The sequence below is a fragment of the Actinoplanes sp. NPDC051537 genome (assembly GCF_055586105.1).
The window spans coordinates 282,540-302,444 of the sequence record NZ_JBVJIU010000001.1 but is presented as its reverse complement, the minus strand read 5'-3'; the positions used below and the strand labels follow the sequence as shown (position 1 = coordinate 302,444).

At 69.0% G+C, this 19,905-nt stretch carries 17 protein-coding genes and 2 pseudogenes; 8 read left to right on the top strand and 11 right to left on the bottom strand.

Features of this window, described 5'->3' with window-relative positions:
- Positions 1–510: 510 nt before the first annotated feature.
- On the top strand, positions 511–2,151 hold the full coding sequence (locus ACZ6TB_RS01345) for a cellulose binding domain-containing protein (RefSeq protein ID WP_465549286.1): 1,641 nt from the start codon (positions 511–513) through the stop codon (positions 2,149–2,151).
- A 374-nt stretch (positions 2,152–2,525) separates the two neighbouring features.
- Here ACZ6TB_RS01345 and ACZ6TB_RS01340 read toward each other — a convergent pair whose 3' ends face one another.
- From ACZ6TB_RS01340 to ACZ6TB_RS01320, 5 genes and pseudogenes are all read right to left on the bottom strand, one after another.
- Positions 2,526–3,089 carry an RICIN domain-containing protein gene (locus ACZ6TB_RS01340; RefSeq protein WP_465549284.1) on the bottom strand — a complete coding sequence of 188 codons (564 nt, stop codon included), beginning with the start codon at positions 3,087–3,089 and terminating at the stop codon, positions 2,526–2,528.
- A 244-nt stretch (positions 3,090–3,333) separates the two neighbouring features.
- Complete coding sequence (locus tag ACZ6TB_RS01335; protein ID WP_465549282.1) at positions 3,334–3,501, bottom strand: RCC1-like domain-containing protein; 168 nt, start codon at positions 3,499–3,501, stop codon at positions 3,334–3,336.
- 14 nt (positions 3,502–3,515) lie between these two features.
- Positions 3,516–3,596: pseudogene (locus ACZ6TB_RS01330) on the bottom strand (RCC1-like domain-containing protein); the annotation flags it as partial.
- A 57-nt stretch (positions 3,597–3,653) separates the two neighbouring features.
- Complete coding sequence (locus ACZ6TB_RS01325; protein ID WP_465549280.1) at positions 3,654–4,403, bottom strand: class I SAM-dependent methyltransferase; 750 nt, start codon at positions 4,401–4,403, stop codon at positions 3,654–3,656.
- 107 nt (positions 4,404–4,510) lie between these two features.
- On the bottom strand, positions 4,511–4,942 hold the full coding sequence (locus ACZ6TB_RS01320) for a Rossmann-fold NAD(P)-binding domain-containing protein (protein ID WP_465549278.1): 432 nt from the start codon (positions 4,940–4,942) through the stop codon (positions 4,511–4,513).
- A 446-nt stretch (positions 4,943–5,388) separates the two neighbouring features.
- Here ACZ6TB_RS01320 and ACZ6TB_RS01315 point away from each other — a divergent pair, with 446 nt between their 5' ends.
- The 3 genes from ACZ6TB_RS01315 (at position 5,389) to ACZ6TB_RS01305 (ending at position 6,903) form a co-directional block, all read left to right on the top strand.
- A complete protein-coding gene (locus tag ACZ6TB_RS01315) occupies positions 5,389–5,811 on the top strand; it encodes a lysostaphin resistance A-like protein (protein ID WP_465549276.1) in 423 nt (140 codons plus the stop codon).
- Between the two features lie 228 nt (positions 5,812–6,039).
- Positions 6,040–6,312: a hypothetical protein gene (locus ACZ6TB_RS01310; protein ID WP_465549274.1), complete on the top strand. Its 273-nt coding sequence runs from the start codon at positions 6,040–6,042 to the stop codon at positions 6,310–6,312.
- A gap of 24 nt (positions 6,313–6,336) precedes the next feature.
- Entirely contained in the window at positions 6,337–6,903 is a 567-nt protein-coding gene (locus ACZ6TB_RS01305) for a sensor histidine kinase (RefSeq protein WP_465549272.1), read from the top strand.
- Between the two features lie 495 nt (positions 6,904–7,398).
- On the opposite strand, the gene ACZ6TB_RS01300 is transcribed toward ACZ6TB_RS01305, so the two are convergent.
- Positions 7,399–9,012 carry an ATP-binding protein gene (locus tag ACZ6TB_RS01300; RefSeq protein WP_465549269.1) on the bottom strand — a complete coding sequence of 538 codons (1,614 nt, stop codon included), beginning with the start codon at positions 9,010–9,012 and terminating at the stop codon, positions 7,399–7,401.
- 777 nt (positions 9,013–9,789) lie between these two features.
- On the opposite strand from ACZ6TB_RS01300, the gene ACZ6TB_RS01295 reads away from it, so the two are divergent.
- Entirely contained in the window at positions 9,790–9,966 is a 177-nt protein-coding gene (locus ACZ6TB_RS01295) for a hypothetical protein (protein WP_465549267.1), read from the top strand.
- Positions 9,967–10,069: 103 nt separating this feature from the next.
- On the opposite strand, the gene ACZ6TB_RS01290 is transcribed toward ACZ6TB_RS01295, so the two are convergent.
- The 3 genes from ACZ6TB_RS01290 to ACZ6TB_RS01280 form a co-directional block, all read right to left on the bottom strand.
- Complete coding sequence (locus ACZ6TB_RS01290) at positions 10,070–11,458, bottom strand: FUSC family protein (protein WP_465549266.1); 1,389 nt, start codon at positions 11,456–11,458, stop codon at positions 10,070–10,072.
- Positions 11,459–11,825: 367 nt separating this feature from the next.
- On the bottom strand, positions 11,826–12,503 hold the full coding sequence (locus ACZ6TB_RS01285) for a BON domain-containing protein (protein ID WP_465549264.1): 678 nt from the start codon (positions 12,501–12,503) through the stop codon (positions 11,826–11,828).
- Between the two features lie 135 nt (positions 12,504–12,638).
- The gene (locus ACZ6TB_RS01280; protein ID WP_465549262.1) at positions 12,639–14,108 is read right to left on the bottom strand and encodes a hemerythrin domain-containing protein; all 1,470 of its coding nucleotides are present in this window, start codon (positions 14,106–14,108) and stop codon (positions 12,639–12,641) included.
- A gap of 199 nt (positions 14,109–14,307) precedes the next feature.
- Between ACZ6TB_RS01280 and ACZ6TB_RS01275 the strand changes: the two are divergent.
- Positions 14,308–14,601, top strand: a pseudogene (locus ACZ6TB_RS01275) (Gfo/Idh/MocA family oxidoreductase); the annotation flags it as partial.
- A gap of 183 nt (positions 14,602–14,784) precedes the next feature.
- Here the strand turns inward: ACZ6TB_RS01275 and ACZ6TB_RS01270 are convergent.
- Positions 14,785–15,462: a BON domain-containing protein gene (locus ACZ6TB_RS01270; protein ID WP_465549260.1), complete on the bottom strand. Its 678-nt coding sequence runs from the start codon at positions 15,460–15,462 to the stop codon at positions 14,785–14,787.
- A 120-nt stretch (positions 15,463–15,582) separates the two neighbouring features.
- Positions 15,583–17,967 (bottom strand): winged helix-turn-helix domain-containing protein, encoded by a 2,385-nt coding sequence (locus ACZ6TB_RS01265; RefSeq protein ID WP_465549258.1) that lies wholly within the window; start codon positions 17,965–17,967, stop codon positions 15,583–15,585.
- Positions 17,968–18,492: 525 nt separating this feature from the next.
- On the opposite strand from ACZ6TB_RS01265, the gene ACZ6TB_RS01260 reads away from it, so the two are divergent.
- Complete coding sequence (locus ACZ6TB_RS01260; protein WP_465549256.1) at positions 18,493–19,437, top strand: PrsW family intramembrane metalloprotease; 945 nt, start codon at positions 18,493–18,495, stop codon at positions 19,435–19,437.
- Positions 19,392–19,898 (top strand): DUF1931 family protein, encoded by a 507-nt coding sequence (locus ACZ6TB_RS01255; protein WP_465549254.1) that lies wholly within the window; start codon positions 19,392–19,394, stop codon positions 19,896–19,898. The genes ACZ6TB_RS01260 and ACZ6TB_RS01255 overlap by 46 nt, the downstream gene beginning before the upstream one ends.
- The last annotated feature ends 7 nt before the right edge of the window (positions 19,899–19,905 follow it).

Below are 19,905 nucleotides of genomic sequence, written 5' to 3'. Positions count from 1 at the left end.
GGCGCGGGGGCTCACCCCGTCCTGAGTGAGTCCCCGCGCCGACCGGGGCCCGGCACCGCTCACCCTCGTACCGGACCGTGCTCCCCACTGCGCCCGGCGTCCATACCGTGATCCACCACGTTGCGGAACGGGGTTGCGTTAACGTTAACAACGCCATCCGGATGTTACGGGAGCGCTCCCATGCATTCAAGATGGTAATTGGATTAGGGCTGTTGTCGATTCATAACGAGTTTTCAGGTATGCATTTCGCCGATACGTGCACACGGCCATTCCCAAGCGATCCCTTGACGACATGGACGCATCTGAATACGTTAGGAAAACGTTTTCCGAACATGCCGTCCCCAGCCCCCGCCACCGGGGCCCGGCCGTGTCCGGTGCCGGTTTCCGGGCGGATCAGTCCGAGGGCGGCGGGACGCGCTGCGAGCGCCGTCCTCCGCCGGCGCCGAGCCGGCCGGGAGCGCCTCAATCCGGCAGCGATGGCGGCTCCGCTCGAAGAGGAAAGAGAACATGATGCGAACTGTTCAGGCACCGACGCGGCGGTCGTTCCGCTGGACCAAGGCGGTGGCCTCGGTGGTGGCACTGGCCGCCGGGCTGGTGTACTCCGGCTCGATGATGAACCCCGCCGCGGCGGCGGCGGCCTCGAACACCCTGGTGGTGAACGCCGGTCAGAACCTGCGCCCGGTGACCCACGTCGCGACCGGAAGCCTCTACGGGCTGGCGAACGCGACGCAACCGTCGGTCGCCCTGGCCCAGGCGATCAAGCCGAACACCTTCGTGCAGATGCCGAAGGGCGGCCGGCAGCAACCCACCGGTGACATCTCGGTGGTCGCCCCGACCGCGGTCAGCGTGGGCGCCAAGCTGGTCAACCGGCTGTCCGACTACTACGCCGGCTGGCCGTACCAGTTCAGCTGGAGCACCTGGACGCCGTTCGTCAGCTCGCAGATCGCGGCGATGAAGTCGTCCTCGTACTACGGCAGCATCTCCGCCTACGAGCTCTGGAACGAGTCCGACAACACCTGGCAGAGCGCGAACGGCACCTATGAGAGCTTCTGGACGACCACCTTCCGCCAGGTCCGTTCCCTCGACCCGGCCAAGCCGATCCAGGGCCCGAGCTTCTCCGACAACATCGGCGACATGGAGAACTTCCTGCGCAACGCGGTCGCGACCAACACCGTGCCGGACGTCCTGGCCTGGCACGAGCTGATCAGCTCATCGAAGATCGCCGGTGACGTGGCCAAGGTGCAGGCGCTGGAGGATCAGCTCGGCATCAGCCGGCGGTCGATCGCGATCGAGGAGTACGCGGCGCCCAGCGAGGTCGGGCTGCCCGGACCGCTGGTCGGCTACGTCGCCAAATTCGAGCGGCTCGGCATCCGCGACGCCGAGCTGGCGTTCTGGAACCAGTCCGGCACGCTGGGCGACCTGCTGACCGCCCGGGGCGGGAGCCCGAACGCCGCGTACTGGATGTACACCTGGTACGGCGCGATGAGCGGCACCATGGTGACCACCACCCCGCCCGCGCAGACCGGCATCGACGGGTTCGCCGCGGTGCCGGCCGGCCGGAACCAGGTCAGCGTCGTGGCCGGCAACTGCAACGGATCGTGCGCGGTGACGATCAACGGCCTCGACGCGCTCGGCCTCGGCAACGCCGTCACCGTCAAGGTCGAGCAGACCGTGTCACAGGGCCGGACCGTCGCCTCGTCCGGCCCGAGCACGATTTCCAGCGCGGTCTATACGCCGTCCGGCGGCACGATCACCGTGCCGATCACGATGGCCACCAACAACGCGTACCGCATCACCGTCACTCCCGCCGGCGGCACCACCACGCCGCCGACCACCCCGCCGACCACGCCGCCGGCCGGGTCCGGCTGCGTCGCGTCGGTCACGGTGAATCAGTGGAACGGCGGCTTCGTGGCGACCGTACGGGTGACCGCCGGCGCGACGCCGCTGACCGGCTGGACGGCCGGACTCACCCTGCCTTCCGGCGCCGCCGTCACCAGCACCTGGAACGCCACCGCCCAGGGCAGCAGCGGCGCGGTGAGCTTCACCAATGTCGGGTACAACGGCAGCGTCCCGGCCGGCGGGTACACCGAGTTCGGCTTCCAGGGCACCGGGGCCGGCCCGTCGGCCACGCCCACCTGTTCGGCCCGATAGACCGATCGAAGCAGGGCCGCCGCGCGGTGGCCCTGCTTCGGCCCGATCCTTCCCATCCATCGATGTACTGCGATGATGGGAGCGCTTCTGGGGCGTGGGCGCCGACGGCGGCCCGACGGGCGACTGGACCGACTGGCGGGAATCGGCGCCGGCCGTCGAGGATCGCTGGCAATGCTTCGAATGGACGATGGACCCGGCGGACAACCGGTCGCGGTGTGGATCGACGGAACGGCGAACCCTGAGCTGACCGCCTCCACCACCGAGCACGGCCGCAATCTGGATCGACGACATTGCGCTGTCCACCCGGCGGCCCGGGCTGCTGACCGTCCGTCCCGATGACGTTGCCGCCGGCGGGTCAGGGGCTGCTCTTCGTCTCATCCCGCGACGATCTTCCAACGCTGGTTGGCGCTGGTGGAGTCACTGTACTGACCGGCGGCGGCGCCGTTCGCCGTACGCCCCATGCCGTCGAGGTAGAGACCGCTGCTCACGTTCCTGATCCGGACGAACGTGCCCGAGTTCTCGATCACCCATCGCTGGTTCGGACTGGCGCTGCCCGAGCCCTGAGCGACGTCGCTACCGGCCGCGGTGCGGCCCCAGCCGTCGGCGTACAGGCCGGTGGCGGCGTTGACGATGCGGACCGTGGTGGTGCCGCCGATGCCGATGCTCCACGAGTACCTCAGGCGGTTCAGCCCGGAGGGGTTGGCCAGCGTCAGGGTGAGGTTCGATTCGCTGCCGGTGCGCCGGGTCAGGCTGTACCAGTCGCCGTCGCGCAGACCGGGCCAGTAGACCCCGCCGGCGCCGAGCTCGCGCAGCTTGCTGCTGACACCCCGGACGTAGTCGGCGAATAACGAGCCGCTCGGGATGTTGTAGTCGATGGTGTCGTACGAGACGCCGTTCTTGCTGCCGGGGCTCATCGGGCCGCCCCACTCGGTGGCCACGGTCCGCGACGCGTACCCGCCGATGGAGCTCGCGATGTGGTTGGCCCACGAGGTCTCGTCCTCGTAACCGGCGAAGAACGAGTAGTCGTGGACGGCGAGCAGGGTCTCGTTGAGCCGGCTGTCCTGGCCGACCGCGGCGACGTTCTGGGCGAGCCCGGCGCCGTCCAGGATGACCCGGCCGCGGCCAGCACGGTGCCGTCACCGACAAGTCCCAGGGTACGGCGCCAGCCCGCGGCGACCAGGGTCACGTCGCGCCAAGACGACACATCGCGCTGCCATCGGCGTTCCAGCCCGTCGCCGTCACCGTGCCGTCGGCGCGCAGTCCGGCGCTGTGGGACCGCCCGGTGTTCGACGCTGTGTGCACGTTGCCCGCCGCCACCGCGACCACGTCGGTCCAGTCCTCGACCCGCACTCACCGGAGGCCCCCGTGCCGGCGGCGACCACGGTGCCGTCGGCGCGCAGCCCCAGCGAGTGCCGCCGGCCGGCGGCGATGACCGCTCTCCTCATCCGCCCCAGCATCGCGGGTGGCAGGGCGACGGTCGATCCCCCCTGACCGGTCTGTTCTCAGGTCTGGTCGGCCGGCCGCAGGACGGCGAAGTAGCTGAAGTCGTCCGGGTCGAGCGGCGGGTGCGTGGCATCTAGGCGTAGGCCCGTGCCGGTGAGCAGCAGCGCCAGGTCGGCCGGGGTGTAGCAGCGCAGGCGCTGGCTGATGCGTCGCTCGGGGCGGGCGGTCTCCCACCAGGTGTCGATGGCGGTACAGGTGTGCTGGTCAAAGGTGAACAGCCGGTCCAGTTCGGCTGGGTAGCCGTCCCCGGGCCGGGCGTCGCGATGTTCGCGCTTGCCGTGCTGGGCGGCCCAGTCGAAGGGGTTGTACACGTCGATCAGGGCGACGCCGCCGGGGGCGAGCCAGTCGCAGGCGATGCGGTTGAGCAGGCGGCGCTGGTCGGAGTCGCTGCCGACGCCGAAGCCGTCCCAGTAGGTGACCGCGTCGAATCCGGTACCGGGGTCGGCGGTGTAGAAGTCGCCGCGGACCAGGGTCGGCGTGACGTGGTGCTCGGCGGCCAGGCGTGCGACGTGCTCGGCGCGGCCGGTGAGCTCGACGGCGGTGACGGTGTGCCCGGCCATCGCGGTGGCGACGGCCGCGCCGCCGTACCCGCACCCGAGCTCGAGCACCCGAAGCGCCCCGGCCCGGCCGGCGTGGGCGCGGATGCGTGCCGCGCGTTGGTGGTCGGCGCCGGTTACCTTGGCTTCGGCGCCGCCCCACCAGTCACCCGTGCGGGTGTAGAACTCGCTGACCCAGTCCACATCAGGCATGGTTCACCACCTGGCGGCCGCGCGCACCGCCGTTACGACCTACGTGGAGGACTGAACCTCTACCTGCGGCCGACTCCCATGGCCAAGCGGCCGCACACCCACGGTGGTCACGATTCCCGACGGAAGCGCTCAGCCTCCGCGGCCGGTACGCCGATGCCGGTGAGATGCTCGAGGAGTTGCCGCTCGTCCGTGAGCCGGAAGGTGACGTGCTCGCCGAGCTCGGCGGAGAGCAGCTCCATCGCGTCCGGCCAGGACAGCAGCGCCGGTCCTGTCAGGTCGTGGTGGGCGCCCCACAGCTTCGGCTCCCTGAGCACCCGCAGCCCGGCATCGGCCACGTCCCGATGGTCGATCAGGGCCATCCGGCCACCGCCGGTAAGGCCGGTCCAGGAACGTGAGGCGCGGATCTCGGACGCCGCACGGACGGAAGCCAATTCCGTGTACGCGAGCATGCCGGTGTTCTGGTCTGGTTGCGCGCAGTGACGGTAGCGGGAAGGAAGGTATCGCAATATCGTCAGTGCATCCCGCTGGACCTCGCTCACTCGGCGGAGCGTCGTCAACCTCGTCGTCACCCGCGGAATGACCCCCACGGGGGGACTTGCGGGGTCGGTGTCGTCCCTAGCGTGCTGTGTATGCAGACAATGGGCGTCAACAGCGGTGAACTGGCAGAGGTCGTCTCAGCGGAGCCACGGCAGTACTCCCGCAGGAAGGTGCTGGGCGTTTGGGCAGCGGCCGCGTTGCCGATGGGCGCGCTGGCGTGGATCGTGGCGCCGGTGGTTGCCGGGCGCGACCCAACGCCGCAACGGCTCGCTCTGACACTGCTCTTCGCGCTGACCGCGGGGCTGCTCTGGCAGAGCTTGCTGGTGTTCGGCCTCGCGTGGGGGAGCGCACCCGGACTCGTACGTCGTTGCGTGATCTGCTCTGGTTGCGCGCACCGACTCGGCCGGGACGGCGCGGTGGACGGTTGTGGTGGTGGATTCTGCCGTACGTGGCCGGGCTCGCCGTTCTGGACATGCTGCCGTTCAATCTCGCGGGGCCTGCGGACCGTGACTTCGGGCAGTTCCTCTCCTCGGCTGCGGGGCGGCAGACCTTCCATCAGGCGTGGGCGCTGTACGCACTGGTCGCGGTTGAGCTGGCGCTCAACACGTTCCTCGGCGAGGAGTTGTTGTTCCGGGGTCTTCTGCTGCCGCGGATGCGCGGAGCCTTCGGTCGGGGTGACTGGATCGTCAATGCGGCGCTGTTCGGTCTCTACCACCTGCATGAGCCGTGGGTGATTCCCAACGCGGTGGTCACCGGCGCGCTGTGCGCATATCCGACTCGACGGTACCGCAGCGCCTGGATGGGCATCGCGATCCACTCGGTCGAGGCGGTCTTCTTCCTTGTCGTGCTGTTCCCGGTCGTGCTGTCCTGAGGGAAGGAGGCCGTCGATGAGTACTGCGGGAAGGGTTGATGTGGCACTCGCCGTCGTCTTCGTCGCGGCGGTCGCCGTGGAGCGGGCGAACCAGCCGGCCCAGAGCCTGCCGGCCACCATCTTCTCGGCCGCGCTCACGCTCGCCATGGCCGGCAGCATCGTGGCCCGGCGCCGATATCCGATGGCGGCCTACCTGATCAGCACCGGGCGTTGTGCACCGAGGCGTTGGTGCACCTGGCCAGCCCGATCTCGCCGTACGCCAATCTGCTCGGAGTCTATTCGCTGGGGGTCTATGCCAGCCGAGGCCGGGCGAACTGGGGTCCACCGTTGATCGCCGTAGCGACGGGGATCTACTTTCTCGGTACGAGCCGGGCCGCCGGAACCGTGCCGCTTGACGGCATCGGCGTTCTGATCGTCTGGCTCGCCGTCTGGAAGGTCGGGTATCAGACCGCCCGGCGCCGCGACGAGCAGCAGATCGCCCGGCGGGCGATCCGCCGGTAGGTGGTGGCCGAGGAGCAGACTCGGATGTCGCGGGAGTTGCACGACCTGATCGGGCACACGCTGAACCTGATGGTGGTCCAGGCCGGCGCCGGTCGGCTGATGCTTGACACCGACCCGGCGACGACGCGGAAGTTGCTGGCCGGGATGGAGGAGACGGGCCGCGAGGCACTGGCGGATCTGGACCAGATCGTCGGGGCGTTGCGCAGCCACCAGCCGCTTCTCGGGCTGGCGCAGCTACCGGATCTCGTGCACCGGCTCACCGAATCCGGCGTGGACGTGACGTTGAGCGTCGAGCCGGGCCTGCAACTGCCGCGCGCACTGGACCTGTCGGCGTATCGGATCGTGCAGGAGGCGCTGACCAACACGATCAAGCACGCGGCGCCCTGCTCCGCGGCCGTCGACGTGCACCAGGACGGGCCGGACGTCGTCATCGACGTGTCCGACACCGGCAACCGCCGGGTGGTCAGCTGCCGTCCTGGACGCGGGCTGCTCGGCATCGCCGAGCGCGTGTCGCTCTGCGGCGGCGTGCTGACCCATGGCCCTCGCGATCCGGGCGGCTTCGCGCTCCATGCCGTTCTGCCGCTGCGATGACGATCCGGGTGCTGATCGCCGACGACGACGCCGCTCTGCGCGCGGTGCGGCTGAGTCGAGGGCTGCGCTGGCAGGGTGGGCGTGGCAATCGCACACATTCAAACGTACTCAGCCCAGGTCGTTGGGCGCGTGCGGGCACGGTGGTGCCCTCGGCGCGGGTGCCGGGGTCGGTGAGCAGGATGTGGCCGTGGGTGGTGTCCAGCCGTGTGCGCTGCCGGGGTGCGGGGCTGGTGGCGCCGGAGCGGGCGAGGTCGATGTGGTGCACAGTGCCTGGCCGAGATGGCTTGCGCTACGGCGCGCGAGGGCGATCTGGCTCGATCTAATAGGTCGAGCTTCGAATCGTAGGTCAGCGGAGATTAATACAGCGGCGCCGAACGGTCCGCTGAAGCGATCAGGTCGGCGTTTCGTCAAGGCGTGATTGTGCCTCACAGAAGACGGCTGCCGTGCTGGGTTGCCGATTCGGACATCGGTGAGCCGTGTGGAGCGCTGGTCGGATCAGTTGACGGTCGCGTCGGCGCGAGGCAAGGAGATGTCGAAGGTTGTGCCGGGGCCGGTGTGATCGCGGACCGAGATGCTGCCATGGTGGCGTTCGATGATCGTGCGAGTGATGACCAGGCCGAGGCCGGTGCCGGGGATGCGTCGTTCCACAGCGGTGGAAGCGCGGTAGAAGCGGCGAAACAGCAGTGGCCATTCCACCTGCGGAATCCCGATGCCGGTGTCGGCAACGGTCCAGTTGATGTCACCGTTGTCCAGGCTGCGCGCGGTCACGGTGACTGCCCCACCTGCCGGGGTGTATTTGATGGCGTTCGAGAGCAGATTGTCAGCGACTTGCCGTAGCCGGTAGGGGTCGGCACGAAGGTGTAGCCGATCTGCCAGCAAGGCGGTGACGGTCAGATCTTTGGCCCGCGCGGACGCGGTCAGGCCATCGACCGCATCCTCGATGATGACCCGCAAATCGATGTCGGCCAGCTCGACAACCAGAAATCCGGATTCGAGCCGCGCCAAGTCCAGAAGATCCTCGGTAAGGACCGACAAACGTTGGATATGCCGAGCAACGACCCCCAGATACCGATGCTGTTCGGCCGTGGTCAGCGCCTCCAGGTCGTCGTCGAGCACTTGGACCGCGCTGGTGATCACCGCGAGCGGGTTACGCAGTTCATGAGTGACCAGCGCGAGAAACTCGTCCTTGGTCTTGGCCAGCTCGACCGCAAGTTCCTCGGCGCGTCGACGTTCCACGTATTGGCCAACCTGGGCGGCCAGACCGGTCATGAAAGCGATCAGGGTGTCTTCAGGATCCTCGATGCGGTCGCCGTAGACACAGAGAGCACCCAAGGTGTGCTGCCCGCCAGAGACCGGAACGCCGACCGCTACGTGTAGCCCGACGTGCGCGGCGGCACGGCTGCGAAACGATCGGGTGTCTGCTGCCAGGTCGGGGATCCAATCCGGGCTGGCCTGCTGGTACACCCGACCCGGCAATCCGACACCAGGTTCGAGCTCATCGAGCGCGAACGGACCGAGCTGCAGGCCTTCGGTTGCATGGCGGGCCGCGCAGACGATCAGCTGCCGGGATTCGTCCGCAAGCCAAAGTTCGGCCACCGGCCAGCTCATCCGCACCCCCAACGCAGTCACGACGCTCTGCGCCGCCACGGTGCTGGACTCGGCTGCCGCCAGACCGCGAGACACAGCCGCTTCGACGGCGGCGAAGCGACTCACACGCTGCGCGATGGTGACGTCCCGCGCGAAGGCGTGGAACATCCGTCCGGCCGGCTCTTCAGTCACGGTTAGGGTCAACTCAACCGGGAACTCGTGCCCGTCCCGATGGATGGCACGCACCTGTAGCTGCTGGCCGAGCAGGCGACCGGGTTGACCGGATGTGAGCCGGGCTAGCCCTGCCTGGTGAGCTGGTCGCAAGCGTGGCGGAATGATCAGGCCGGCGAGGTCTTCACCGCAAGCCTCCTGATGGGAATACCCGAACACCTTCTCGGCTGCCGGATTCCATGCTACGACCTGGCCGACCTCGTTGATCGCGACATACGCCTGCAACGCGACGGCCAGAACCCGTCCGGGGTCCTGCAGTCGTTGCCCGCCGCAACCGACCCGATCTTCCACCCGGTGACGACCCTCCCGCGGATCTGTGCCGTTGCCGTTCGGCGCGGGCGCAACTGAGGCCAATCTAGCCCCGCTGCTCGACCGAGCGGGCCGATAACTCCAGGTCAGTGCCAAGCTACTGGTTTCCGGTCGTCACTTGGTAAGTCATCGAGCGACACTGGCGGCTCAAACTCGGCCCTCGGGCTTCCGGTCAAGGAGGTAGCAGCAATGCCCTGCGGAGGTAGCGCGCGACGATGCCCTGGAGCGCAGGTGGGGCCACTGCATCGGCCGGGCCGGACGATGCGGCCGCTCGATCGCCGTGCCGCACGGAGTTTCCGGTCCGACCACGAACCAGCACTATGGCGGTGGCGCCGCAACAGTCGGCTGGTCGGGCTGGTGCACAGCTGACGGCTACCGGATCGGTGTCGCACGGCAGACCAGCAGATTGCGGCGTGCAAGCTGATGAGCTGCCCGCTGAGGTCGTCGGTGACGCTCCAAAGGTCCCGCCGACAATTTTGGCGTTCCAGTCCGAGGTGGCGTGGAGGGCGGCGATCAATGCCTGCTGGTTGGCCGGGCCGGGTCGGGCAGGCCGGGTCCGGGCTGGGCGGCGGTTGCGGCGTCGGCGTGGCAGCAGCGCCCACACGTCACCGAGCTCGGCCTCGGCGCCACGTTCGGTCAGGCCGTGGCGGCCCGCGCAGCGACGTCAGCTCGGTCGAGGCCGGTGGCTGCCGCCAACTCGGCGAACCAGCCTCGCCGGAATTCGTCGGTGACGGCGCCCACGGCGGCACCGAGTCGTCCATGGTGACGTGCTGCGCGCGCGACCTGATTGCCGCCGGCAAGGCCGAGCCGTCGTTCATCGTGAGCCACGAGCTGCCCCTCGACCGGGCGCCGGAAGCCTACGAGCACTTCGACAAACGGGACGACGGCTGGACGAAGGTCGTGCTGCACCCGGCGTTGACGGCGGCGGGTGCGTGACATCGGCGGATTGAGCTATCCCGCAACAAGCTAGCTATTCGCGTCGCAACCGTGCGATGGCGCACTCCGATGCATGAGGTCCAGGTCCGCTGAGCCAGCCGGGTCATTCCTGGTCAGCGCCGGGCTGCTGCTCGGCGGCGAGCGGGTCTGCGCTGGCATCCCTGCGGGGACGTGCAGCCCGTGGACTGGGATTCGCCAAATGCTCCGCCGCCTCCGCCGCGGCGTCTGTGGCGACGTCCATCATCCGTCGAACCGCCTGCCGGGAACGGTCGGTGACCAGCGGTAGACTCTGCTCGGCGGCGCCTACGACGCGCCGCGCGGCCCGCCGCGGCCCTTCGGTCAATGACGGTGGGCGCCACGGTTCGGTGGCCGGACGTACGGCCGCCTCGATCTCGACCCGCAGCCGGTCCACCGCGGTGAGCAGCGCGCCGTGTTGCTGCCATGCAGCAGCGTCGGCCTTCGGGTCGACCAGCAACAGCCGACCCAGCTGCTCTCGCCGCTGGTACAACTCGTGCAGTTGCTCGGCCACGCGGGCCCGAGTTGCGTCAACCGGCTCAGCGCCCGCGGCGACGGCGGCCACACCGTCGAAGGCCGCGGCGGCGACGTCGAGCACGTCGGCGAGGGCGACGCGGGCGGCTGCGGAGTAAGCGTCCGCTTCGAGTTCCGGCGGCAAATAGAACGTCCGATCGAACATCTCCCGGCACAGCGACCGGACAACTATGGTGCAGTATTCGATCGCAGTGAGGGCCGTACGCAGGCGCGGTTGCGCCACGCGAACCTCGCCGCCGCGCGGGTTGAGCACGGCGCTCTGCTCGGCCCGGACCAGCGAATGGTCGGCCTGCAGAACCGATGCGCTCAGGCCTCGGGCCGCCGAGAGCCAGTCCTGCGCGGCTTGACGCGACCATCCGGTGCGCAGGTCGGTGGACAGCGAGCGCAGGAAGTCCCCCAGGCGGGTGGCCAGGCTGGCCACCGCCGAGCCGGCAGATTCCACATGTACCGGAGGCGCGATCGCGAAGTTCACCGCGATGCCGGTCGCTGTACCGATGAGCGTCTCGTACACCCGACCGGCCGCTGCCTGCGGCGCTGTACTGCCGCCGACCGCCAGGACGAGCATCGCGCTGATCGGCACCTCCAGGGTGTGCGGCCCCAAACGCAGAACCTGCCCGAGCACCAGACTTGCGGCCACCATGACTCCGAGGCTCCACCAGCTCAGCCCCACGACGGTGGCGAGCCCGACCGCGACCAGGACGCCGGCCAGTACGCTCAAGACACGCTGGAATCCTTCGGCGACTGTCTGGTACACGGTCACCTGCACCACCAGGATGGCGGTCAGCGGCGCCAGAATCGGTGTCGCAGTAGTGTTCAGCAGATCGGCGGCGACGTAGGCCAGTACGGCGGCGAGCGTGACCTTCGCGGTGCGAATCCCGGGAATGCGGCCCCAGCGGGTCAGCACAGCCCGCCGAGGGTGGCGCAGGAGGGTGATCAGTCGCATCGCTCCTCCTCGTCGGCCGTTGCGGCCTCGTCTGGTGGGTGCGCATTCAGATGCTCTCGGGAGGTCGCTGGGCAGGCGGCCGAAATGTCACCGTAGCGGTTGACTGCCGGTTAAGGCGATATCGCGACGGGTAGCCGTTGCTACTCGGCGATGCCCGAGGCACGTGCATCGAAACGCAGGACAGGCGCGATCGGACAGCGGCCTGCGGCCGGGTCAAGCAGGCCGTGCGGTCGGAGGCCGACCCACCAGATCGGGGCGATGTCGTGGCGTCGACGGCCTCGCACCCGAATACCCTTCGGGGTGACTCCGCGGCGGCCGCCGCGGTGTTCGTCATGGACAAGCACCGCGATGGACTAATGGATCATGTTTACGCCTTGATCGAGATCAGGTTCGCCACGTCCGCGACACCGGGCGCCGACCAGGCGACACGCTCAGCCTCGAGGCGCTCGGCCCACGAACGTACGCTGCCCGTCAGGGTCACCTTGCTGCCGTGGGTGGCGACGTGGATCCGTGCCGCGTCCGTTTCGGCCGTTCGCGCCAGGGCTTCCTCGATCTTCTTTCTGAGCTCTTCCGGCGATAGGTCGATATGTGGCCGCACGGTGATGAGGTTGCTGATCCCCTTGACGCCGGTGAGGTTCCGGACCACCCGTTCCGCCTCCCGCCGCTGATAGTCCCAATTCGTCTCGCCACGCAGGGTGACCCAGCCGCCGGACACCGAGACCTTCACCATTTCATCGGGCACGAGTGAGTCCATCTCGAGAGCCCGCACGACGGATCGGGCGAGATCGACGTCGGTCTGCTCTTCGCTGGGCAACAGCCGGACCTCGATGTTGTTGACGACAGCTTTGACCCCGCGGATACGAAGCGCCGCGCGTTCGGCGGCCGACTTCTTGCTGAACGCGTCCACCTGGCCGGTCAGCGTCGTCACCCCGTTCTGCACGGTTACGCCGATCTCGTTCGGCGCGACCTCGGCGTCCCACTCGAGCTCGCGCAGTACCTCACGCTGGATGTCCTCATCGGTCGGGGTAGTTACGGTGCTGGCCACGCGGTCCTCCAAGGCTCCTCGGTCGTCAGCTGTGCGGGCCTTCTCGCGCCGCTCTCAGGCGATGGCCCGTTTCGACCATCGGCCCGGATCGGACGATTACGGCTCACCCGCGGCAGGGTAGAAGCGCGCTCGCGCTCAAGAGAAGCCGGCCAGCGCGTCGCGGACACGGTCCGCTGTTCGTGCCAGGGCCCGTGGCTCGGCTGACGCCGGGTCCTGGGGTCCTGCCTCGGCGGCGGCCGCCGCCTGCGCCGCGCGGACAGCCCTGCCCATCTCCCTGCGCTCCTGCCCCGGCACGGCTCTGCGGAGCTGGGGGAACTCCTCGTGTTCCTCACCGCGGGAGTGAGTGGTCACCATGTCGCGCAGCCCGACGATCGTGTCGTCGAAATGGCCGTGGGCGACGGCGCGTACGGCGTCGGACAGTGCGTCGCTGATCCGGCTCTCCTCGTCGACGAGACGGTCGGCCAGATGGTCGTCCGGGCGCAATCGCCGGATTAGCGGGTGGACTATCCGCTCCTCCGCGATCTCGTGCACCGCGATCAGCTGCGCCAGATCGCCGAACGCCATGCGCGCTTCGTCTCCGGTGGACCTCGCGGCAGCGTCGAACAGCTCGTTCGTCCGCGCGTGGTGCGTGGTCAGCAGCTCCAGCACGTCCTGCCCGCCCTCCGGTCGCGTCCGGTCCCGCGTCCGTTGACGGCGCCGGCGGGCAAAGCTGGCGCGATCCTGCCGATCCGCGTTGTGGATACAAGCCAGCGGCCGGTCGGTTCGCAGGGCCATCGGCTCGGGCAGGCCCTCGCCGACCACCTCATGTGGGTCACGACCGAAGTAGCGCCGTAGCATGGTCGAAGCCGTGCGCAGATGTGCCAGCCGCATCTGTAGATGCAGTTCCCAGATCGGCCTGAGCCGCCGGTCGTCCTCTTCGGCCATGAACGCGTAGTAGAGGTAACAGCCCGCCGACTCCTGGACGATCAATGCTTCCCAGCCTCTCTTCCGGGATAGTGGTTGATACCGGGTTGCCCACCGGTCGACCGCCTGCACCATGCAGTCGTGCAGCAGGGACAACGGCTGCATCGCCGGAGCAGAGGGTGTCTGACCGCGAGCCGGCGTGGTGGGCCGCGGGGACCACAATCTGTCCACCTCGTCGGCGATCTGATCGGCCCAGGGGAGATGTGTGCGGCCACTGAGCTCGGCGTAGCGGCGTAGGCGTTCCAGGTGCTGCCACGCCTGCTGCCGGTACGCGGACGACCGGTCTGGCTCGCGCTCGTTGCGGGCCGCCCAGCCAGCCATCTCGAACGCCGCCCGTTCACGATCAATCGCATCCTCTGCCGCGCTGTCCGTCGATGGCCGTACCCCGGCTATGTGCTGCCGCCGTTGGGCGGTCGCGTCGCGCAGGCCGCCTACGGACCGGCGTGCGTCGACGTCCTGGACGCTGTTCACGAGCTGCCGGTCGAAATGCTCGGCGTTCGCTTCGACGGCCGCCACCATGCTGATCCGGCGGAGGGTGGACGGATCGGTCGCGCGGGCATCGACCGGTTCGCCGTCGAGCTCATGCCAATGCCGGCCCTGCTGGTCGACCGGGATCCCGGGGTGGTCAAGTGGATCGAACACGAGATCTCCTCCGCTTCGCGGGTGGGCCGGACCCGTTGCTCCTCCGACGGATCCGCAAGCGACATCGTCGCGTCGGGGCAGGCGAGAAAGGGTCACCTGAAATGGGTGGTTCCGCCGGTCGAACTGTCGATGGACCACCACGTCTCATCTGTCCTGGGGGAGGGACGTGCCGGCATGAAGAGGATCGTGGACAACGCGCCTGCGACAGGCTGCCCTGCGGGCACCGCCGGACGTGCGCTTCGCCGGTGTCGGGGCCCCGGCGCCGGGACCCGTACGCGAACTCGCCGACCGGCACCATGTCCGGCCGTTCGATCGCTTTGCAGACCTTCTCGACCATTGCGATGCGGTGGCCTTCGCCGTTCCACCACCGGTACGGGCCGAGCTGGACACTGCCGCCGCGCAGCGCGGCAAGTCGCTGTTCCTGGAACGGCCGATGGCCGGCGACATCGCCGGCGCGGAGGAACTTGTCGAGGCGGCGCAGCGTAGCAACGTGGCCTCGCAGATCGGCCTGGCCTGGCGGTACTCCACGGAGGTACGCCGCTTCCTCGGCACCGAGGTCGGGCGGATCAAGCCGGACCGCGGCACGGGCCAGCTCGTCTCCGGCCGTCATCTCCACGGCGGATCGTCGGCGCGTGGCGCGTCGAGCGCGGAACTCTCCGCGATCGTCGGCGGAGGTTCAGTTCCCCACGACGATGCGGTTGTCGACCTCAATTACGCCCTGTGCCGACCACGCGGCCCTCTCCGCTTCCGCGGCCTCCACCCAGGAGCGCACGGATCCGGTCAGGGTGACTTTTCCGCCACCGACGGTGACGGTGATCGTACGGGTGTCCAACCTCGCGCTGCGGAGGAATGCGGACACGATCTGGTCCTTCACGGCGTCCGGGGTCGGTGGGTTGTCCGGCCGTACGGTGATGAGGTTCATGATTCCCCGGACGCCGGTCAGGTTACGGATCACCTGATCCGCCGCCAGCCGCTGATACTGCCAGTCGACCGTGCCGCGCAGGGTGACCCAGCCATTGGAGACCGACACCTGCACGGCGCTCGTCGGGATACGGGTGTCCCACGCAAGCGCCTGCACAGCACGCACGGCGATGTCGGCGTCGGTTCGTTGATCGCCGGCCGGCAAGCGAACTTCGACCTCGTTGGCCACGGCCTTGACGCCGCGTACGCGTAGCGCGGCGCGTTCGGCGGCCCACCGCGCGGGGAGGCTGTCCACCCAGCCGGTGAGCGTCACCACCTGGTCGTGGACGATGACGCCGATTTGGCTCTGCCTGACCTCAGCGTCGAATTTCAGCTCGATGAGCACCTCCCGCCGAACGTCCTCATCGGACGGGACGGTGGATGTGGCGGCCATGCGGAAGTCCTCCGAGTCCTGAGCACTGCGGTCGCGCCTTCGGATACACGATCGTACGGAGGATGATGGACGGGGGATGGATGAGGGCGGCTCACCTACAGCGGGGGAATTGCCGCACGGTCAGAGGAACCGAAGCTCGCGACCGCGCCGGATCGCGTCCTTGCGGCGGGTCGCGCCGAGCTTCGAGTAAATGTTCTTGACGTGCGTCTTCACGGTGTTCACCGAGATGTGGAGCAACTCGGCGATCTCGACATGCGAGAGGCTGCCCTGCAGATAGCGAAGTACGGTCAGCTCGCGGTCTGTCAGTGGCGTGATGGCAGATCCGGCGGGTATTGCGTCCCGGCCGTTCCGGCTCGGGTACGGCAGGGAATCCCGCATCGCCGCGTCCAGCGTCCCTGTCAGTGCCGCAGCCACTCGCGAAAACACTGGCATCGTCGGTGCCACCGACTCGATAAGTGCGCGCAACCGGTACCCGCCGGCGGCGAAGCCCCGTCGAAGATCCTCTTCCTCCGCCATCCGCAGGGCGGTCTCGAGGCCTCGTCTTGTCTGCTCGCGATGACCGAGGCCCTGACCGGCCAGCGCACTGACCAGACCGGCCCAGGCCCGGTATGTCCGGGAGGCGAACTCGTCGTGCGCCGCCACGTACGGTTCGACGGCCGTGGCGGCCAGGGCCGGCCGGCCCTCGGCGAGCAGAACCGACCCTTCGAGAACGGCCGCCGGTACCGGCAACGCGCCGACGTCCCGGCATGCCTGGACAAGTTCGTGCGCTCGGTCGAGGTCGCCGCACGCGAGCCGGAGTTCGCCCTCCACCAGCGACAGCGCGCACCGGATCGCTGTCGGTAGGTCGGTGGTGACCATCTCCCGCGCGGCCGCCCGCACCATGCGGTGCGCGTCGCCCGGTCGGCCGGTGGCGGTCCGGATTCGCACCTGCAGGATAGTGCCCCACAGCTGAATCAATCGATCGCCGCGCGAACCGTCCACGGCGGCGGCCGCGCACCGCTCGGCGTCGTCGAGCCGGTTCCACTCGAAATACGTCTCGGCCAGCGCCAGCCGGCTCCAGCCCAGGTCCACGAGCTGCGCCAAGCCGAGCCGGTTGGCGTGGTCGAGGGTCTCCGCGGCACACCGTGCGGCCTGCCGCAGCTGCCCCAGGGCGGCGTGGCAGGCGGCGAGATGGCTGGCGGCACTGATCGCGGCGCGTCCCATGTCGCGCCGTCGCGCCAGCGTCAGCGCATCGCGCAGGTCGCGTTCCGCCGCCGGCAGCTCCCCGCGTTGCAACTCCGCGGCGCCGCGGGACAGCAGGGCGAGCGGATGCAGCATCGCCGCGGTGCCGGCGGCCGGTTCCTCGCCCGATGCCGGCGTCGCCAGCACCTGTGCGGCGAGCGCGCAACCGCCGTCCAGGTCCGCCTCCAGCCGCGCGGCCGTCAGCTCCAGGGCCGCGAACGGCGGCGGGCCGGGGCCTTGGCCGTCCGGGTAGGTCTCTTCGTCGGCGCGCGCCAGCCGTAGAAGCTGACGAGTTCCCACGATGTCGCCCGCGTCCAGGCGCTCCGCGGCCATCGCGAACCACAGGTGCCGGGGCGGCTCGCCGTCCGGCGCCGGGATCGCCGTGACCGGCTGGTTGAGGCACCGGCCACCGACCACGATCTCCGCCCAATGACGCTCCGCGACGCGGATCGCCGACTTCCAGTCGCCGGCCGCCAGCAGATGCCGGAGCACGTCGGCGGCCGGTCCCTGAACCGCATGCCAATCCGCAGCGCGGCGATGCGCCTGCGCCGTCCGGTCCCGGTCGTGGCGGCCGAGTTCGCGATACAGCGTTCGGCTGAGCATCGGATGCAGTCGGTATGTGTCCTCCGTTCCGGCACACCGGGTGATGAACGCACCGCCGTGCTGGAGATCGGCGAGCAGGGCGGCGCCGTCGACTCGGCCGGTCATCGCGTTGACGAAGTCCGCCGTCAGCCGCTCCGCGACCGAGATCTCCGCCAACGCGCAGCGCTGCGCGGGATCCAGGCTGCCCAGTACCTCGGCCGCGAGAAAGTCGGCGACGGATTCGATCGCGGCCGATCCGGCCAGGATCTGCGCCGGGTCCGCATTGTGTTGCAGCTCCACCGCGGCCAGTCGCAGACCGGCCGGCCATCCCTCCGCCCGTGCGTGCAGCTCGGCGACCGCCAGCCACGGCAGCATCAGTCCATGCCCGGCGAAGAGGTCGGCCGTCTCGTCGACGGTGAGGGCCAGGTCCGCCTCGGAGATCTCGGCGAGCCGGCCGTCCACCCGCCATCGGTGCAGTGGGAAACTCGGGTTCCCCCGGCACGCCAGGATCAGCCGGGTTCCGGTGCCGCTGCTCCGCGCGGCTTGGGCGAGTCCAGCCAACTCGCCGGGATCGGCGGCGTCGTTGCAGTCGTCGACCACGATCGTCGGCGCCGCGGAGGATCTCTGCAATACCTCGATCAGGTGCCGCGGACCCGTCGCCGCGGTCACGGCGGCGAGCGGTGAATCCAGCACGGTGGCCACCGCCGACAGGACCCGCTGCCAGAACCCCTCCCGATCACCGCCGGCGACCCACGCCGCCCGGTTCGGCCGCCCAGCGGCCCAAGACCCCAGCAGCGCGGACTTTCCCCAGCCGGCCGGTGATGACACCACGGTAACGGTTGCTCGCGTGTCGTCCAGACGAGCGAGCAACCGCGGCCGTGGTACATGGTGCGGCGGTTGATCTCGTAGACCACCAGGCGAGGAAGCGGACACGGCGCCCCAGGGTCTCATGCGAGTCCCCGCACGCGGCGTGGTTGGTCCTTGTGCACGCACTCAATCCGACCAACCTGGCCGCGGTCTGTCGATTGGCAGGACTACCTATTCGGGCGAGCCGACAGTAGGCCCGAGACGGATGAGTCGGGCTCACCCCCGCGGCGGTAGATCGAGCTTTCCGGCATCGGGTCGCGGCCCGGGATTGGCAATGATGCCAATCGACGCCGGCGGCCGGTAGCGGTACGCCTGAAGGACTGTGTCCGACGGGCCGTGTCCGACGATGGGAGTGCGATCGTGGTTGAGGTCGTGTCCACCCCCCACCGTGTCGCACGCGGACGCCGCGCGTGGCTACGCATGTTCCTGACCGGGATCGCCCTCTGGGTGGCCGCCGTCGTGATCATTTTCGTGACCGGCAACGCCAACCTGATCCCCACCGTGGTGCTGCTCGGTAGCTTCCTGGTGCCGGTGACCTTCGTCGCGTGGGCCTTCGAACGCCGCGAGACCGGCGAGATAACCAGCGGGCTGATCTTCTCGACGTTTGTCACCGGCGGCATTCTCGGCGTTCTCGGCGCCTCGGTGCTCGAATCGTTTCTGTTGCACCCGTCGCCGTGGTTGTTCTTCGGGGTCGGGCTGATCGAGGAGGCGGTCAAGCTCGGCGCACTGATGCTGCTGACCCGGCACCTTCGCACCCGAACGCTCCGGGACGGGATGATCCTCGGTGCCGCCGTCGGCTTCGGGTTCGCCGCCTTCGAGTCGGCGGGCTACGCCTTCACCGCGCTTTTCGCGGTCGACGGGTTGTCGCTGGTGCAACTGGTGCAGACCGAGCTGTTGCGCGGCCTGCTGGCGCCGGTCGGGCACGGCCTGTGGACAGCGATCCTGGGCGGTGTGTTGTTCGCCGCGTCCCGGCCGGGCCGCTTCAGGATCACCGCGAAGGTGGTTCTCGCGTACCTGGGTGTGTCGATCCTGCACGGTCTGTGGGATTCGATGCACAGCATCGCCCTCCACCTGACCCTGGTGCTGACGGAGGGCGAGCAGTTCGTGGCGACACCGCACGGGTGGCTCGTCGAGCCGAGCGCCGAACAGGTCAACATCTTCACCGCCATGGAATGGGGCGGCCTGGCGCTGATCTCGATCGTCGGCATTGCCTGGCTGCTTCTCCTGTGGCGCAGGACGCCGCGACCCGTTCGCATCACATGGGCGACGCCTCGATCGCCGGTCGTACCGACTGTCGGCTCGTGAGGGGGACGACTTTGCCTGTCCTCGGTGTCGCCAAGTTCGAGCGCTTCTTCCGGGCTGCCGGGGAACTCGACGTCGACAAGAACGATCTCAAGCGGTACAGCGACTTCGTCGAACGCAAGCTGTACGACCTGCTGCTGATCGGGCAGGCCACGGCGGCGGCGAACGGCAGGGACGTCGTCGAGCCGTGGGATCTGCCCGTCACCAAAGGGCTGCAGGAGAGCATGCACGCGTTCCGCAAGCTCGACGAAGAGATCGAGCTGGGGCCGGTCCTCGGCCGGCTGGCGACGTATCCGCCGCTCGACCGGACGCCGAGTGAGGAGACCGAGGCGCGCCTGCCGGCCGTCGTGGGCGCACTCAGCGTCGCCCTTGCCCGGACCTTTCGGGTGATCGATCCCGACGTGCGGAACCCGCAGTCGGAGCACTGGGAGCGCGTGTTCCAAGTCTTCGACCAGCTGATCTGACGGAGGC